The organism is Citrobacter sp. Ce129, from assembly GCF_030334545.1.
GTDB lineage: Bacteria > Pseudomonadota > Gammaproteobacteria > Enterobacterales > Enterobacteriaceae > Citrobacter > Citrobacter europaeus.
Map to the genome: position 1 here is coordinate 126,587 of NZ_JAOWDS010000060.1, position 16,359 is coordinate 142,945.

Here is a 16,359-nt window from a genome sequence, read left to right on the forward strand (position 1 = left end):
GGTAAAACTTTGTCTCGGGAACAGATGACAAATCGCGAGGAAACATAAACAATAGGAATATCCCGCGTTGACGTCACGAAAGCGGGTAATATGACGAACATCATAGCGTTAGCCATCTATACTCTATGATCGAGGAACGAGACGCGGAGCAGGAGGAAAGCCATGCCCGGGCGCTTTGAATTAAAACCAACCCTGGCGAAAATCTGGCATGCACCGGACAATTTTCGCATTATGGATCCGCTACCGCCGATGCACCGCCGCGGCATTATTATTGCTGCTATCGTGCTGGTGATAGGTTTCCTGCTCCCTTCCAGTGACACCAGCGATGCCCCTGTGGTTACGCGTACTGCTCAGCTGGATTTACAGTCGCAGTCGCAGCCGCCGACCGAGGCTCAGCTGCAGGCACAGCTCGTCGCGCCGCAAAACGATCCAGGCCAGGTCGCTCCGGTTGCCCCGGAACCAATCCAGGAAGGAGAACCTGACGCGCAGCCTCAGGCTCAGCAATCTCAGCCGCAAACGCAGCCTTTCCAACAGGATAGCGGAATTGACCAGCAGTGGCGTTCCTATCGCGTTGATTCAGGCAAAACGCTGGCGCAGGTATTCCGTGACCATAACCTCCCGCCAACCGATGTATACGCGATGGCGCAGGTTGAAGGCGCCGGAAAACCGCTGAGTAACCTGAAAGACGGTCAGATGGTGCAGATCAGGCAGAATGCCAGCGGCGTGGTGACAGGATTAACCATTGATACCGGCAATGGCCAGCAGGTACTGTTTACCCGCCAGCCTAACGGCAGTTTTATTCGCGCCCGTTAACCGCCGTGGCCCCGCGATTCCAGGCCTGATAAGCGATAGCACCATCAGGCATCAAGGTGAAGCGTCAACGCTTCACCTTGTTCACCCACCAGATCCCCGAGCAGACCAGCACCAGCGCCAGCGCATATTTCCATTCAAGAATGTTCTCGCCGAGGAAAATCGCCGACAGCACCGCCCCCGACACCGGGATCAGGAAGTTAAACGGCGCTACCATCCCCACGCGATTATGCTTGAGCAGAATACTCCACAAGGCAAAGGCGACCGAAGAGAGTAACGTCAGGTAACCCAGAATCGCCACCGAAGACGCGCCGTGAACGGTCAGCGTGCCGCCAAAAGCGTAACCACCGATAACCAGTGCCAGACCACCACCGCCCAGTTGATACCCTGTCATTACCGTCGGGTCCACCGTCTGAGAAATACGTTTACCGTATAACGTGGCGGCAGAGAGAATAAAGGCCGCCATCACCACTGAGCCATCCCCTAACAGGCTGAAGCTAAAATCCATTCCGCTGCTAAAGTTCACCACCATTACGCCGGTAAAGCCGAGGATACAACCCAGCGCTTTGTTGTAGCTCAGTTTGTCATTATGGTAGATGAAATGCGCCAGCAGTACGCTGAAGAAGGTCCCTGTCGCGTTCATGATGGACCCTTTCACCCCCGTCGTGAACGCCAGGCCAACATAGAAGAAGATGTATTGCAGCGAGGTTTGCGTCAGCCCCAACAGCGTGAGCTGACCATATTGACGCGGGCTTAACCGGCCAATCGGTTTACGCTGCGCCACCGCCAGCAGTAGCAGCAATAATCCTGCAAACAGGAAGCGATAGCCGGCAAAGACAATTTTTGAGGGAATGTCATCCGTGGCAATCTGGAAGATCTCATATCCGCTTTTGATCGCCGGATAGGCGCTCCCCCACAGCAGGCAGCAGAACGCCGCGCTCAGGTAGACAACATTTTTACGCGCAAACAGAGGTTGGTGCGTTGGTTCCATTCCATCACCACTTTGAAATAATGTTTTATTTTTGTGATTATCCCGAAAAGGATAAAGAATAGCCAGAGAGAAAAGCGGGGGAACAGAAAAGCAAAACGCCGGCACAGGGCCGGCGCTTTTACGCGGTCATCAGAATAAAAACTTATTCTGCAACTACGTTTACAGTCAGCTTAGCAAACACTTCGCTGTGAACCTGGAAGCTCACTTCGTGCTCGCCAGTGGTACGCAGAACGCCGTTCGGCAGACGAACTTCGCTCTTAGCTACTTCAACGCCAGCTGCAGTTACAGCGTCAGCGATGTCGCGAGTACCGATGGAACCGAACAGTTTACCTTCGTCGCCAGCTTTAGACGCGATGGTTACGGTTTCCAGTGCGTTGATTTTCTCAGCACGAGCTTCAGCAGCGGACAGAACGTCAGCCAGTTTAGCTTCCAGTTCAGCGCGACGCGCTTCGAAAAATTCAACGTTTTTCTTGGTAGCAGGAACAGCTTTACCCTGTGGTACCAGGAAGTTACGAGCGTAGCCCGCTTTAACGTTAACCTGATCACCCAGGCTACCCAGGTTTGCTACTTTATCAAGCAGAATAACTTGCATTACCTTATCCTCTCAAAGTCGTATTAATGGACCGTGACCGATTACTGATGACGATCAGTGTACGGCAGCAGGGACAGGTAGCGAGCGCGTTTGATAGCGCGAGCCAGCTGACGCTGGTATTTTGCACGGGTACCGGTGATACGGCTTGGGACAATCTTACCGCTTTCGGTGATGTAGTTTTTCAGCGTAGCGATATCTTTATAGTCGATCTCTTGAACGCCTTCCGCGGTGAAACGGCAGAACTTGCGACGACGGAAATAACGTGCCATATGGCTAGTCTCCAGAATCTATCAATTCAATCTGCTCGGCATGCAGAACCATTTTGCTCAGGCCGTTCTTTGCCTTGTGGCAAGAGATGAACCCCTGAACGGTCACTGCGCTACCGACCGTTATACTGTGAGTAATGGCCTGGTTTTCGTGTCCGCTAATAATAACGGGCATTTGGCACCACGCCTGCCGGTGAAATCCGGCTTCCTCCTGCACAGAACGATGCTCAAGCACGAACTGGCAATGAGGAATTCCTGATGGACTGACCTTTCGAAGGGGAGCCCTGCACACGGTGCCGGACAACGCCAGACGGTTGGTCATCAGAAATTACTCTTCAGAATCCCCAGCTTCAGCATCATCTGCGGTTTCGTTTGCGAAATCATCGCGACGCTCACGGCGCTCGTCTTTCGCTTTGACCATCGGAGATGCTTCGGTAACAGCGTGTTTAGTACGCATAACCATGCTGCGGATAACGGCATCGTTGAAGCGGAAGGTAGTTTCCAGCTCATCGATCACTTCCTGCGGCGCTTCAACGTTCATCAGAACGTAGTGAGCTTTGTGCAGTTTGTTGATCGGGTAAGCCAGCTGACGGCGGCCCCAGTCTTCCAGACGGTGGATCGTGCCTTCTGCACCAGTGATGGCAGCAGTGTAGCGTTCGATCATACCCGGAACCTGTTCGCTCTGGTCAGGATGGACCATAAAAACGATTTCGTAATGACGCATCGAATTGCTCCTTACGGATTATTCAGCCTCCTGTCTGGGTCAGCCGAGGCCCATGGAGGCAAGGAACGTGTTAAAGGTCGGCTGAAAAATGACGCGTCATAATACTGGGGTCAGCAGGTAAACTCAAGGTGATTGTACGATTATTTGCCATGCCGCCATTAATACATATCCAGCAGCATTTTGATGCTGATGCAAATGGAGACAATGACAATCATCGGCCGGATAACTTTCTTGCCGCGCGTCAGTACGACCGTCGCGCCAAGACGTGCGCCGAGGGACTGCCCGGCAAACATCACCAGCCCCAGTGACCAGATCATTTTACCGCCGAAAATGAAAAACAAAATCGAAGCGATGTTCGACGCCAGGTTAATAAAATTCGAGTGGATTTGCGCCTTATCGATACTGTATCCCCATAGCAGGATATAGCTGAGCGTATAAAAGGAGCCAGCCCCGGCACCGAGAAAGCCGTCATAAAAACCAATACATCCCCCGCCGATCAATGAGAAGAGAAACAGGGATACCTGCCGCTTTCTTTTCGGTTCGCTAAGATTTGGCGCAAAAATAAAGTAGATGGCGACCGCGATAATCAGGATTGGCAGCAGTTTCTTCAGCAGTTCCGGTTCAATAAACTGGATAAGCGTCGTTCCCAGCGCCGAACCGATAAAGGCAGATAAAAACACATACTTGTGCTCCTGCACGTTGATATGTCCCCGGCGTAAAAAGTAAATTCCGGAGGTCAGCGAACTGCCCAACGCCTGAATTTTATTGGTTGCCAGCGCATTAGCCGGGGGTAAACCAGAAATTAATAGTGCGCCAATTGAGAGAAAACCGCCGCCGCCTGACACCACGTTAATAAAGCCTGCCACCAGCGCGACCATGAACATAATCACAAAGTAGCTGAAATCCATGAATGAAGCATCCATAACTTTTTGCCTTATTATCATAAAGTTATATTAATTATCTGGCTCACTATAAACGGCGTACTCAGCCGATTAAATTGACTATTTGGTAAGAGCTTATGCGCGAAAGACAGGTATTTTTCACCGCAGCGGTAAACACCAGCAGACTGTTAATTAAAGAAAAGATGGCTATGCGATAATTTTTTGAACAACTGCATCAGAAATGGTCGCTATCGACTACGCCAGTAGCGGTTAAAATTACATCAGAAGCTAATCACTCACAGGAGAGAGGCAACCAGAGACCGCAGTCGAGGAGGTACATATGCGAGCCCGTGTTTTGACCCTTCTGGCTGTGCTTTTGCTCAGTGCAAATGCAACGGCAGCCATCAAAATTGACAATCATCAGGCCAGGAATATGGATGATGTGCAGAGCTTAGGCGTCATTTACATAAATCATAACTTCGCCACTGAAAGTGAAGCCACTCAGGCCCTGAATGAAGAGACAGATGCGCAAGGCGCAACCTACTACCATGTGATCCTCACCAGGGAACCCGGTAGTAACGGAAATATGCACGCCAGTGCAGATATTTATCGCTAGCTACCCGCAAATAACCAACGAGAACATTGCCACAGTTTGATTTGCCCCCTTCACCGGGGGCTTTTTTTGCAAAAAAGTCCCGAAGCCAGATCGATAACATCCCCTGAATAGTTTGGCTCCAGGACTTAGCCGTTACTTCTGTCCGTAATAGGCGTTTGGACCGTGCTTACGCATGAAGTGCTTATTCATCAGATAACCGTCAATGGGGCTGAGAGCCGGATTAATGCCACGCGCGATCCATGCCATTTTTGCCACCTCCTCCATCACCACGGCGTTATGTACCGCGTCGTGAGCATCTTTGCCCCAGGCAAACGGACCATGCTGGTGCACGACTACGCCAGGCGTATGTAAAGGTTCCACCTCCCCCAGCGTTTCAACAATCACCCTGCCGGTATTCAGCTCATAATCATCCTGAACTTCAGCTTCAGTTAAAGCCCGGGTACAGGGAATATCGCCAAAGAAGTAATCCGCATGCGTCGTACCAAGCGCAGGTATTGCCAGACCCGCCTGCGCCCATGCCGTCGCGTGGGTTGAGTGAGTGTGCACCACGCCGCCGAGCGATGAATAGCGGCGATACAGCGCCAGATGGGTGGCGGTATCGGAAGAAGGACGATAGCGTCCTTCCACCACGTTGCCGTGCAGATCCACAACCACCATGTCATCCACTGTCATTGTTTGGTAGTCGACGCCGCTGGGCTTAATCACCACCAACCCGCGTTCGCGGTCGATGGCGCTAACGTTACCCCAGGTAAACGTCACCAGCCCATAGCGCGGTAGATCCATGTTGGCCTCGAACACCTGCTGTTTACGTTTTTGCATTACACCGCCTCCACCAGACCCGCGCTGGCCATCCGCGCTTTCACCCAGTCGCGCGCCTTCGCCACTTCACGTGCCGGGTCGTCCGACGTTTCACTCCACATCTCAATCAGATACGGTCCGCAATAACCACTCTGTTTGAGCGTTTCGAAACAACGTTCAAAATCGACAACCCCTTCACCAAACGGCACATTTTTGAATACGCCGGGTTTAGTATCCTTCACGTGTACGGCAACGATATGACCCATCCCCGCCTGCAGCTCCATCTGCACGTCGTTATCCCACGCCGACAAATTGCCAATATCGGGATACAGTTGGAACCACGGATTGTTGAGATAATGGGCGTACCCCAACGCCTTGCTGATCGAGTTCATCAGTGGATAATCCATGATTTCCATCGCCAGCGTCACCTGCGCACGACTCGCCATCTCCACACTTTCTTTCAGCCCATCGCGAAACCGACGACGCGTTTCGTTATTTGCCTGCTGGTAATAGACGTCGTAACCCGCCAGTTGAATAACGCGAATACCGATATCCTGCGCAAACTGAATGGCTTTACGCATGATCTCCAGCCCCTGTTCGCGCACCGCATCATCTTCACTACCCAGCGGGAAACGACGATGAGCGCTCAGGCACATGGACGGTACTCGTATCCCTGTCTCGGCGATAGCGGCCACCAGCGCCAGACGCTGCTCGCGGTTCCAGTCAAGACGCGCCAGGCGAGCGTCGGTTTCATCAACCGACATTTCGACAAAGTCAAAGCCCAGTTCCTTCGCCAGCTGCAAGCGTTCCAGCCAGCACTCCCCGCCGGGGAGCGCTTTTTCATAAATACCGAGCGGGACCTGTTTCGACAACATAGTCGCTCCTTATCCCCACAGCTGGGCGATAGAACGTTTGAACTGACGGGCCGCTTCCACCGGAGAGGCGGCATCGCGAATACTGCGGCCGGCAATAAAGACGTGAATCGGAACTCCCTGGAACAGCGGCAGATCTTCCAGCGCCAGACCGCCGGTGACGGTGACTTTAAAGCCCATCTCGGACAGGCGTTTGATTGCGCAGATATCCGCTTCTCCCCACGCCACGCCCGCCGCCTGCGCATCACGACTGCGATGATATACAACTTGCCCAATCCCTGCGTCACGCCACTCCTGCGCCTGCTCCCAGGTCCAGTAACCGGTCAGTTCAATCTGCACATCGCCGTTAAATTCTTTCGCTACCTCCAGCGCCCCCTTGGTAGTGTTGATATCCGCACAGCAGATGACGGTGACCCAGTCAGCGTTGGCTTCAAAACACATGCGGGAGAGGATTTTGCCCGCATCGGCAATTTTCGCATCCGCCAGCACAATTTTATGCGGGTAAAGCGCCTTCAGATCGCGTACGGCGCGTACGCCTTCTGCCACGCAAAGAATAGTGCCCACCTCAATGATATCGACCTCTTCGGCAATCAGACGCGTTGTTTCATATGCGGAAGACATTGATTGGTTATCCAGCGCAACCTGCAACATAGGTAATGACATTTTGGTATCCTTTTAAATAGCCGCCGCAGTGGCGTTATCAATTAAATCCAGCACTTCCTGCGCGGTGCGGCAGGCGCGTAAACGGTCGAAATTGGCTTCGTCGTCAAAGAGATTCACGATCTGCATGATGCCCACTTCCTGGTGCGTGTTAGCATCTACTGCCGCCATCGTTATCAGAATGTCGACCGGGTCGTTATCTTCGTGGTTAAACACCAGCGGTGTTTTCAGCGTCACCAGCGCAAAACCGGTTTTCTTGACCCCTTCCTCCGGACGGCCGTGCGGCATCGCCAGGCCGGGCGCAATGACAAAGTACGGGCCAAACTGTTCGACACCATCGAGGATGGCCTGGTAGTAGCGTGGCTCAACCACATCAGCCTTAACCAGCAGATCCACGCCCAGCTTTACCGCTTCCTGCCAGGTACTGGCTTCGGCTTGCAAAAGGATGGAATTATTGTCTGCCAGCGAATCACGTAATTTCATATGCCGCCTCCTTACTTCACATCCTGTGGGAAATGCGCCTTGATCACTTCCAGCAGTTTTGGTCCAAAATCGGCAGGGGACAGCATGTTGCGTACGCCAACAACATATTTATTGCCAGATACCGTAATCTCACCGGCGATATGGGTAGAAGCGATGATGATATCCGCGCCGCTCAGCTCACTTTTGTATTCACCTACTGCGCAGCTGTTCACCGTATGGTCAATATTTGACTGGGTTAAAAACTGATCCACCTTCATCTTCATGATCATGGAACTGCCCTGCCCATTGCCACACACAGCCAGAATACGTACGGTCATAATCGGAACTCCTTATTAAGCAGAGTGTTCTGCCAGTTGTTTTTCTGCGTCTTCCTCAGCGCGCAACGTGCGTCCTGCGAAAAACATATAAGCCAGTGCAATCAGAATAATGACGGCCATAAACACGATGCCGATGGAGGCAAAGCCCTGCATCATCGGTGGCGCCAGAATTGACCAATCCGCCATGCCCATCCAGGCGCTCATACCGGTAAGTTTCACCGCCCAGACGCAGCCGAAGATTTCAATCATCCCCATCACCAGACAAATCTTGAGCGCCGCGCGCCAGCCGCCAAAGTGGTTAGCAAACACGCCGATAGTGGCGTTCGAGAAGAACATCGGAATAAAGCCTGGGATAATCAGGATGGAAGAGCCGCAGCCCACCAGGATGCCCACCGCAATCAGCTGACCGATGGTGCCCCACATAAAGCCCCAGACCACCGCATTGGGAGCAAAGCTATAAATCGCCGCGCAGTCGATAGCCAGTACAGCACCGGGAATCAGACGTTGAGAGATACCGTTGAACGCTTCTGAAAGTTCAGCGACGAACATACGTACGCCTTGGGTGATGATGAAGATAGCGACGGCGAAGGAGAAACCGGTCTGCAGGATATAGACCGTCCAGTGGGTTTTACCCGCCATTGCCTGAACCACATCAATGCCGAAAGAGAGCAGGATCGCGCCGAAAAAGATAGTCATAACAATCGCGGTTGAAACGATGTTGTCATGGAAGATATTCAGCCAGCCAGGCAGCTTGAGATCTTCCACGCTCTCCTCTTTCTTACCCAGATACGGCGCGACTTTGTAAGCAATCCAGGAGGCGAACTGCTGCTGGTGACCGATGGAAAAACCGCAGCCGTCAGTCACTTCCTGTGTCGGCTTGTACATCATATTGGACGTAATGCCCCAGTAGAGCGACACCAGCACCGCAGTGCAGATGATCGTGGTCCACATTGGATAACCAAAGATGTAGAGAGAGACGGCAATCAGGCCAGCCTGCTGGAACATAATGTGCCCGGTCAGCATGATGGTGCGAATGCCGGTAATACGCCGTAGCAGTACGTAACAAATGTTCAGCGCCAGCGCCAACAGTACGGCGTACCCTACCCAACTGTAGGCATCACCCATGCGTTCGATGGTTGCCATCATGGAGGCATAGGTATCAGAGATCGCGCCATTGATACCGTAAACCTCAGACATCTTCGCCACCACCGGTTTAAACGTGCTGGTCAGAATGCCCGATCCCGCCTGCAGCAACATAAAACCGATAATCGTTTTGATCGTGCCTTTAATAATAACGCTGACGCTTTTACGCAGCAGGATATAACCAAGACAGGTCACAATACCCAACAGCAACGGTGCATTGGTCATAACCTGATTAAAAAAGACGGTAAAGATGTTGTAGAGGATCTCCATAACGATCTCCAGTAGACGAAGTTGCTGAACATTCATTACAGATGCCCAGGATGTTGTGCTCTCACTCTAGTTTTCAAAAGTAATCACAACAAGATTGAATTTGATTAAATGTGATGCAGTACGCAAATAATTCTCTTACTTGCAGCGTGGATTTCCTTCGAATTCTTCAAATCCAAAATAACCCCCTTTAAAACAATAAAATACAAAAATACATTTCATGTAAACCATCTTGTCACGCTGTAATTTGTTCACACTTTTCTATTCAACACCAAAAATCAGCGCATTGCCTTCTTGATAAAATGATGTCAGTATCAATCAAAACAAATCACAATTTGATTCAACTTGAACAAACATGAAGGTAATTGCGATGAGTAAAGTAAAAAGCATCACGCGTGAATCATGGATCCTGAGCACATTCCCGGAGTGGGGAAGCTGGCTGAATGAAGAGATCGAACAAGAACAAGTCGCACCTGGCACTTTCGCTATGTGGTGGCTTGGCTGTACCGGAATCTGGCTGAAGTCGGAAGGTGGGACTAACGTCTGCGTCGATTTCTGGTGCGGAACGGGTAAACAAAGTCACGGTAACCCGCTGATGAAAACCGGTCACCAGATGCAACGTATGGCGGGGGTGAAGAAACTGCAGCCTAACCTGCGCACCACGCCGTTTGTTCTTGATCCGTTTGCAATTCGACAGATCGATGCGGTGTTAGCGACACACGATCATAACGATCACATCGACGTCAATGTCGCAGCCGCCGTCATGCAGAACTGCGCCGATGACGTGCCATTTATCGGGCCGCAAACCTGTGTGGATCTATGGATCGGTTGGGGTGTGCCGAAAGAACGCTGTATCGTGGTAAAACCAGGCGATGTAGTGAAAGTGAAAGATATTGAAATTCATGCGCTTGACGCGTTTGATCGTACGGCATTGATTACGCTCCCAGCCGATCAAAAAGCGGCTGGCGTGCTGCCGGATGGTATGGATGCTCGCGCGGTAAACTACCTGTTCAAAACGCCGGGCGGTACGCTGTACCACAGCGGAGACTCGCACTATTCCAACTACTATGCAAAACATGGCAACGAGCACCAGATCGACGTCGCGCTCGGCTCGTACGGTGAGAACCCGCGTGGGATTACGGACAAAATGACCAGCTCCGACATGCTGCGAATGGCGGAAGCACTGAATACAAAAGTGGTGATCCCTTTCCATCATGACATCTGGTCAAACTTTCAGGCCGACCCTCAGGAGATCCGTGTACTGTGGGAGATGAAAAAAGATCGGCTGAAGTATGGCTTTAAGCCGTTTATCTGGCAGGTAGGCGGCAAGTTCACCTGGCCGCTGGACAAAGATAACTTTGAATATCACTATCCGCGCGGCTTTGATGACTGCTTCACGATTGAACCGGATTTACCGTTTAAATCCTTCTTGTGATCCTCACAAAATGCCGGGCCATCCCGGCATTTTTTTCCCATTTACTTTAGTATTTCCAGGCTATTTCAAATATCATCTTTTCAAATCAATTTGTATCGGAATAGCTCATGACTGAAGCACAAAGACATCAAATATTGCTGGATATGCTGGCGCAGTTGGGCTTTGTTACCGTTGAGAACGTAATTGAGCGCCTGGGGATTTCACCCGCCACAGCGCGCCGGGACATCAACAAACTCGACGAAAGCGGCAAACTCAAGAAAGTCCGCAACGGCGCAGAAGCCATTACCCAACAGCGTCCGCGCTGGACGCCAATGAATCTGCACCAGGCACAGAACCACGATGAAAAAGTTCGTATTGCCAAGGCGGCCTCCCAGCTTGTGAATGCAGGTGAAAGCGTGGTGATCAACTGCGGATCGACCGCCTTTCTGCTGGGTCGCGAAATGTGCGGCAAGCCGGTGCAGATCATCACCAATTATCTGCCGCTGGCAAACTATCTGATCGACCAGGAGCATGACAGCGTGATCATCATGGGAGGGCAATATAACAAAAGTCAGTCCATCACACTCAGCCCGCAGGGCAGTGAAAATAGCCTGTACGCCGGACACTGGATGTTTACCAGCGGCAAAGGATTAACCGCGGACGGACTGTATAAAACCGATATGCTGACCGCGATGGCCGAGCAAAAGATGCTTAACGTGGTGGGTAAACTGGTGGTGCTGGTCGATAGCAGCAAAGTCGGAGAACGCGCGGGGATGCTGTTCAGTCGCGCCGATCAAATCGATATGCTCATTACCGGTAAAAACGCAAACCCTGAGATTCTGCAACAGCTTGAAGCTCAGGGCGTAAGCATTATGCGCGTTTAAAGGTGCTGGCGGAAAAACGTTACCGTCGCAGCCAGCGCTTCTGGCGTGATGCGGTGGCGCACGCCTGCTTCCCACAGGCAGGTTAGATTGCTGTCCAGCCCTGCCTGAATCAGCGCCTGCTGTAAACGGAAGGTTTCAACGGCCGGCACCACATCATCATCCTGTCCATGCCACAGTAGTAACGGCCTGTCGGCCAGGCGCTGCAGTTGATGCGTAACGTCCCATTCGGCGAGCGGTGCGATGATGGCATCGAACTCCGCTTGCAGCTCTGGTGTCTGAACCCGTAAAGGCGGAAAAAGCGTCTGCGCAAGATGGGTAAAATAGCCCGAACCCATCAGGCTGGCTACACATTTAATCTCGGGATGGCGGGCCATAACGCCCAGTGCCGTCATTCCTCCCATCGACGCGCCTCCGACGGCAAGTCGTTCATCTGATAGCCAATTTTCTGCCACCAGCGCCGCACGTAACGTCGCAAACTCCTGCATACTTTGCTGCAAAATATGCCAGAAGCGGTACATTCTCCCCTGGGCGTCACTCGTGAAGCGCGCACCATGGTCGGGCGCATCAGGCATAACGACGCGGAATCCAGCCTGAGCCAGAGCAACGGCAAAATAGCTGTAGACCAGGCTTGAAGAGGTAAACCCGTGATAGAAAATAATACAAGGGAGTGAACATTCGCGTTTGCCAGCCGGAACGGCGTGCAGGACAGGGATACCCGCCAACTGTCGTGTTTCAATTTCGATCATTTGTCGCCTCTTTCTTTCTGGTATGCCATGCAGCAATACTTAACGCAAGCGAATGTGTTCGGCAATGATTCATAATGTTGAGAACTGGGTTACGCTTTCGCAACATTTTCATTCGAAAATCGCGTGAGAGATAACAATTCGGGAACATTCCCCTAAAGGGAAATTGATAAGGCACTACACTATGGCTATCAGGAAACGAGATAGAGTTATGCGTCGGTTTGCCTCTTTATTGCTGGTGATGTTTTTAAGCGCCTGTAGCGTGCTACAGGGAACGCCGCAACCTGCACCGCCCGTTGCCGACCACCCGCAGGAGATCCGCCGTGACCAGAGTAATGGGTTACAGCGATTAGGGACGGTTAGCGCACTGGTAAGAGGCTCTCCGGATGATGCGCTGGCAGAAATCCGTGCCAAAGCTGTCGCGGCTAAAGCTGATTACTACGTGGTTTTATTAGTGGATGAAACCATCGTGACAGGCCAATGGTATTCACAAGCTATTTTGTATCGTAAATAACATTGGGTTGAAATTTAGTCAGTTTTACATTGCTTTGCGCCCCTATGCGTTTACCTGTGCACAATAAACCAACAGCAGGAAGCTTGAGGTTTATTATCGCGATGGAATGCCCTGCCGTGTGTAGGGGTACGAATAATGGAGCTGACGATGAAACAATCACTTGCCTTATCCTCACTGCTGCTTTCTGCCGGACTGGTAGGTACTACGGCGCAGTCTGCCGAGTTCGCCAGTGCTGACTGCGTTACGGGCCTGAACGAAATTGGCCTGATATCTGTCAGTAACATTGCAGGAAATCCGCAGGATGTAGAACGAGTAGTCGCGTTAAAAGCGGATGAACAGGGTGCCTCATGGTATCGGATCATTCAGATGTACGAAGACCAGCAGCCCGACAACTGGCGCGTACAGGCCATACTCTATGCTTAACAGATTGCCGGATGGCGTAAACTTATCCGGCCTACATTGAACGTAGGCATGATAAGGCGCGCCAGCGTCGCCATCAGGCATATTATTACCGTAATCCCCCCGTTGCCCGCAGGAGCAAGTCGCTTAGCACCTGTTCAGACAATCGTAGTCCGCCACGCGTATCAAGCATTATTTGACACCAGGCCTGCGCCACTGGCGGAGAGGCATAGCGCAACATTTGCGCTCCGCAACCGAGCAGGAAAAGCTGTTGCGTAATCTCCCGTCCCATCTCCTCGCTGGGTTTGCGTAAACGCTGCTGTAGCTGACGTACCATTCGATCGTAATGTCGGTCTTGCCCTTTTACCTCCGCAAAGGCTTCGTTGAGCATATCGTATATGCCGGGTTGTTTTGTCAGTACCCGCAATACATCGAGACACATAATGTTGCCAGAGCCTTCCCAGATGCTGTTTACCGGCATCTCCCGATACAGGCGCGGCAGCTCACTCTCCTCGCAATAGCCAATCCCTCCCAGCACTTCCATCGCCTCTGCAACAAACGGCATCCCGCTTTTGCACACGGAGAATTTCGCCGCTGGCGTGAACAATCTGGCCCACAACGCTTCTTTGGTATCAGCGCGACGGTCCCAGGCCCTCGCCAGTCGAAACAGTAGCGCCGTCTGACCTTCCAGTTGGAGCGCCATCCGGCCTAATACCTGACGCATCATCGGCTGTTCAATCAATGGTTTGCCAAAAACTTGTCGCTGGTGCGCATGATAAATCGCGACGGAAAAAGCACGTCGCATCATGGCGTGACTGCCGAGCGCACAGTCAAAACGCGTCATCCCGCCCATTTTCAGGATATGGCGTATACCTTCCCCTTCGTCACCCAATAGCCAGCCAATCGCATCGTGGAATTCAACCTCGCAGCTGGCGTTGGAGCGGTTGCCTAACTTATCTTTCAGTCGCTCAAGACGAATAGCATTACGTTGCCCATCAGGTAAAAATCGCGGTACAAAAAAGCAGGATAATCCCCCCTTTGCCTGAGCCAGCACCAAATGGGCGTCGCTTTGCGGCACGGAGAAAAACCACTTATGCCCCACCAGCCGATACGAGCCGTCTGCAAGACGTTCTGCCTGGGTGGTATTGCTCAGCACATCTGACCCACCCTGCTTCTCGGTCATTCCCATGCCGATCAGCAGCCCACGCTTTTGCCCACCGGGCAGTAAATGCGAGTCATAGCGGTCGCTAAGCAGCGGCGTCAGCCAGTCGTTAAAGGTTGCAGGCAACATCTGAAGTAACAGCGGCGTGGCGGCAAAGGTCATTGTAACCGGACATAACGTGCCCGCTTCTACCTGGGCATGCAGCATGAAACGCGCCGCCCGTGCAACAAATGTTCCCTGCCTCGCGTCTTCTTCCCAGGCCAGATTATGTACGCGGTTGGCGCATAATCCCTGCATCAGCAAATGCCAGGCAGGATGAAAACGCACATCATCCAGCCGCTGCCCCTGCGGGTCGTAGCGCAACAGTTCAGGTGGAAAAGCATTGGCCAGACGGCCCAGTTCGAGCGACTCGGCAGTCCCTAGCTGCTGACCAATACTGGCGAGAAGATCGCTATCCCATCCAGCGCCTTCACGGATAACCGCTTCGCACAGCGCGCCGTCGGACAGATATAAGTTGCTGTTATTGAGTGGTACAGGTTGGTTAAAAACGGTATGCGTTTGCCAGTGCATTGTGTCTCCCTCCGTCAATGGCCGTCGCCTTAAGTATGGCCAGAACCACATTATTCGCGACGGAGGAAGATCACAAAAGTACGGTTAGCCCGCAATATAGTGAGGAATAAAACGAGAAGTATCTTTAGTGATCAAGGTATTATCCTCGCGGATCCCCATACCACAGGCTTCATCATCCACGATCCAACTGCCGATCAGCGTGTAGCTGTCGCCAAAGCGCGGTAACGGCTGAAATGTCTGATAGATCATCGGTTCTTCGGCGTAGTCACCCTCAGCATGCTCCACAATCTGCTGCTGACCATCAAAAATGGTGACGTTTCCCCCCTCGCGGGAAAATATCGGTTTGCGTACATAGCTTTCCCCAGCCGCAACTTGTGGCGTTTCACCGTCAAACCAGGCGGGCAGCAGATTGGGATGGTTAGGAAAAAATCGCCACAGTAAAGGCATCAACCCTTTATTGCTGAGTACGCTCTTCCACAACGGCTCAACCCACTGTTCGCGGCGATGGCGCAGCAAGGGGCCATTCTCATCTCGCATCATCCACTCCAGGGGATAGAGCTTAAAGGCGCGACGAATGACGTTATCGTCAATGTCAGTGAGAACGCCGCCAATGCCAAGCCCCAGATCCTCCACGTAAATAAACCGTGATTCTTGCCCGGCCTGCTGCGCACAGTCCTGCAAATACAACACCGTGGTACGATCTTCATCGGTATCTTCGCAGCAGCAGAAATAGAAGGGATCCGGACTATAAAGCTCAGCAAAACGGGAGATCAGCCGCTCCTGAATGGCGTTGTACTGGTCGGCGTCGCGTGGTATCACCCCACTGCGACGCGCATCTTCCAGCCATAACCACTGGAAATAGGCTGACTCATAGAGCGACGTTGGCGTATCCGCGTTGTACTCCAGCAGCTTGACCGGGGCGTTATTTCCGCACCAGACAAAATCCATGCGGCCGTACAGGGAGGGATCGCGATGGCGCCAGCTTTCGGCAATAACGTCCCAGTACAGCGGTGGGATCGCCAGTTGCTGCATAATCAGTTCGTCGTTAACTGCCCGTTCGACGACATCCAGACACATCTGGTGCAGTTCCGCAGTAGGTTTTTCGATCTGCTCTTCCACTTGCCGGAGCGTGAAGCGGTATGCCCGACTCTCATCCCAGTAAATTTCGTTATCGATAATATGAAAATCGAAGCCGTGATCGTAGGCGATCCTGTCCAGATCGGGGCGAACAGGGACATCATGTCGCAGCATCG

At 52.2% G+C, this 16,359-nt stretch carries 21 protein-coding genes; 6 read left to right on the forward strand and 15 right to left on the reverse strand.

Translation table 11 applies throughout. The features are described from left to right. Window positions 1-162: 162 nt before the first annotated feature. Entirely contained in the window at window positions 163-813 is a 651-nt protein-coding gene (locus OGV77_RS11720; RefSeq protein ID WP_047406699.1) for a LysM-like peptidoglycan-binding domain-containing protein, read from the forward strand. A 64-nt stretch (window positions 814-877) separates the two neighbouring features. Here OGV77_RS11720 and OGV77_RS11725 read toward each other — a convergent pair whose 3' ends face one another. The 6 genes from OGV77_RS11725 to OGV77_RS11755 form a co-directional block, all read right to left on the reverse strand. Continuing rightward, window positions 878-1,801, reverse strand: coding sequence for a DMT family transporter (locus OGV77_RS11725; RefSeq protein WP_043018189.1), 924 nt, complete (start codon window positions 1,799-1,801; stop codon window positions 878-880). 142 nt (window positions 1,802-1,943) lie between these two features. After that, window positions 1,944-2,393, reverse strand: a complete 450-nt coding sequence (rplI, locus tag OGV77_RS11730; RefSeq protein ID WP_003025676.1) for a 50S ribosomal protein L9 — start codon at window positions 2,391-2,393, stop codon at window positions 1,944-1,946. A 41-nt stretch (window positions 2,394-2,434) separates the two neighbouring features. Beyond that, complete coding sequence (gene rpsR, locus OGV77_RS11735; RefSeq protein ID WP_000135199.1) at window positions 2,435-2,662, reverse strand: 30S ribosomal protein S18; 228 nt, start codon at window positions 2,660-2,662, stop codon at window positions 2,435-2,437. 4 nt (window positions 2,663-2,666) lie between these two features. Beyond that, window positions 2,667-2,981: a primosomal replication protein N gene (gene priB, locus OGV77_RS11740; protein ID WP_003025674.1), complete on the reverse strand. Its 315-nt coding sequence runs from the start codon at window positions 2,979-2,981 to the stop codon at window positions 2,667-2,669. A 6-nt stretch (window positions 2,982-2,987) separates the two neighbouring features. Then, window positions 2,988-3,383, reverse strand: coding sequence for a 30S ribosomal protein S6 (gene rpsF / locus OGV77_RS11745; protein WP_003025672.1), 396 nt, complete (start codon window positions 3,381-3,383; stop codon window positions 2,988-2,990). A 158-nt stretch (window positions 3,384-3,541) separates the two neighbouring features. Further along, window positions 3,542-4,306 (reverse strand): TSUP family transporter, encoded by a 765-nt coding sequence (locus OGV77_RS11755; RefSeq protein WP_087051750.1) that lies wholly within the window; start codon window positions 4,304-4,306, stop codon window positions 3,542-3,544. 298 nt (window positions 4,307-4,604) lie between these two features. Here OGV77_RS11755 and yjfY point away from each other — a divergent pair, with 298 nt between their 5' ends. Further along, on the forward strand, window positions 4,605-4,880 hold the full coding sequence (gene yjfY / locus OGV77_RS11760; RefSeq protein ID WP_003025668.1) for a DUF1471 family protein YjfY: 276 nt from the start codon (window positions 4,605-4,607) through the stop codon (window positions 4,878-4,880). A 132-nt stretch (window positions 4,881-5,012) separates the two neighbouring features. Here the strand turns inward: yjfY and OGV77_RS11765 are convergent, their stop codons facing one another. From OGV77_RS11765 to ulaA, 6 genes are read right to left on the reverse strand one after another with little or no spacing between them, the layout of a single operon-like run. Beyond that, a complete protein-coding gene (locus OGV77_RS11765; RefSeq protein ID WP_286502666.1) occupies window positions 5,013-5,699 on the reverse strand; it encodes an L-ribulose-5-phosphate 4-epimerase in 687 nt (228 codons plus the stop codon). Beyond that, window positions 5,699-6,553 (reverse strand): L-ribulose-5-phosphate 3-epimerase, encoded by an 855-nt coding sequence (locus OGV77_RS11770; protein ID WP_043018185.1) that lies wholly within the window; start codon window positions 6,551-6,553, stop codon window positions 5,699-5,701. The genes OGV77_RS11765 and OGV77_RS11770 overlap by 1 nt, the downstream gene beginning before the upstream one ends. Before the next feature lie 9 nt (window positions 6,554-6,562). Next, window positions 6,563-7,213, reverse strand: coding sequence for a 3-keto-L-gulonate-6-phosphate decarboxylase UlaD (gene ulaD / locus OGV77_RS11775; RefSeq protein WP_087051748.1), 651 nt, complete (start codon window positions 7,211-7,213; stop codon window positions 6,563-6,565). Between the two features lie 12 nt (window positions 7,214-7,225). Then, window positions 7,226-7,693: a PTS ascorbate transporter subunit IIA gene (gene ulaC / locus OGV77_RS11780; protein ID WP_087051747.1), complete on the reverse strand. Its 468-nt coding sequence runs from the start codon at window positions 7,691-7,693 to the stop codon at window positions 7,226-7,228. Window positions 7,694-7,704: 11 nt separating this feature from the next. Further along, complete coding sequence (gene ulaB / locus OGV77_RS11785; protein ID WP_003025655.1) at window positions 7,705-8,010, reverse strand: PTS ascorbate transporter subunit IIB; 306 nt, start codon at window positions 8,008-8,010, stop codon at window positions 7,705-7,707. A 15-nt stretch (window positions 8,011-8,025) separates the two neighbouring features. Beyond that, on the reverse strand, window positions 8,026-9,423 hold the full coding sequence (gene ulaA / locus OGV77_RS11790; protein WP_043018184.1) for a PTS ascorbate transporter subunit IIC: 1,398 nt from the start codon (window positions 9,421-9,423) through the stop codon (window positions 8,026-8,028). Between the two features lie 367 nt (window positions 9,424-9,790). Between ulaA and ulaG the strand changes: the two genes are divergently transcribed. Then, on the forward strand, window positions 9,791-10,855 hold the full coding sequence (ulaG, locus tag OGV77_RS11795) for an L-ascorbate 6-phosphate lactonase (protein ID WP_003025649.1): 1,065 nt from the start codon (window positions 9,791-9,793) through the stop codon (window positions 10,853-10,855). Window positions 10,856-10,962: 107 nt separating this feature from the next. Continuing rightward, window positions 10,963-11,718 (forward strand): HTH-type transcriptional regulator UlaR, encoded by a 756-nt coding sequence (ulaR, locus tag OGV77_RS11800; RefSeq protein WP_003025646.1) that lies wholly within the window; start codon window positions 10,963-10,965, stop codon window positions 11,716-11,718. On the opposite strand, the gene yjfP is transcribed toward ulaR, so the two are convergent. Continuing rightward, a complete protein-coding gene (yjfP, locus tag OGV77_RS11805; protein ID WP_075145315.1) occupies window positions 11,715-12,464 on the reverse strand; it encodes an esterase in 750 nt (249 codons plus the stop codon). The two genes, ulaR and yjfP, sit on opposite strands and share 4 nt — an antisense overlap. Window positions 12,465-12,645: 181 nt before the next feature. Here yjfP and bsmA point away from each other — a divergent pair, with 181 nt between their 5' ends. Together bsmA and yjfN are read left to right on the forward strand one after the other, a co-directional pair. Then, on the forward strand, window positions 12,646-12,975 hold the full coding sequence (gene bsmA / locus OGV77_RS11810) for a biofilm peroxide resistance protein BsmA (RefSeq protein WP_003025640.1): 330 nt from the start codon (window positions 12,646-12,648) through the stop codon (window positions 12,973-12,975). A gap of 147 nt (window positions 12,976-13,122) precedes the next feature. Continuing rightward, the gene (yjfN, locus tag OGV77_RS11815) at window positions 13,123-13,398 is read left to right on the forward strand and encodes a DUF1471 family protease activator YjfN (RefSeq protein WP_016151420.1); all 276 of its coding nucleotides are present in this window, start codon (window positions 13,123-13,125) and stop codon (window positions 13,396-13,398) included. Between the two features lie 85 nt (window positions 13,399-13,483). Here yjfN and OGV77_RS11820 read toward each other — a convergent pair whose 3' ends face one another. Next, entirely contained in the window at window positions 13,484-15,106 is a 1,623-nt protein-coding gene (locus OGV77_RS11820; protein WP_075145316.1) for an isovaleryl-CoA dehydrogenase, read from the reverse strand. 84 nt (window positions 15,107-15,190) lie between these two features. Then, complete coding sequence (locus tag OGV77_RS11825; protein WP_286502668.1) at window positions 15,191-16,357, reverse strand: glutathionylspermidine synthase family protein; 1,167 nt, start codon at window positions 16,355-16,357, stop codon at window positions 15,191-15,193. Window positions 16,358-16,359: the final 2 nt, after the last annotated feature.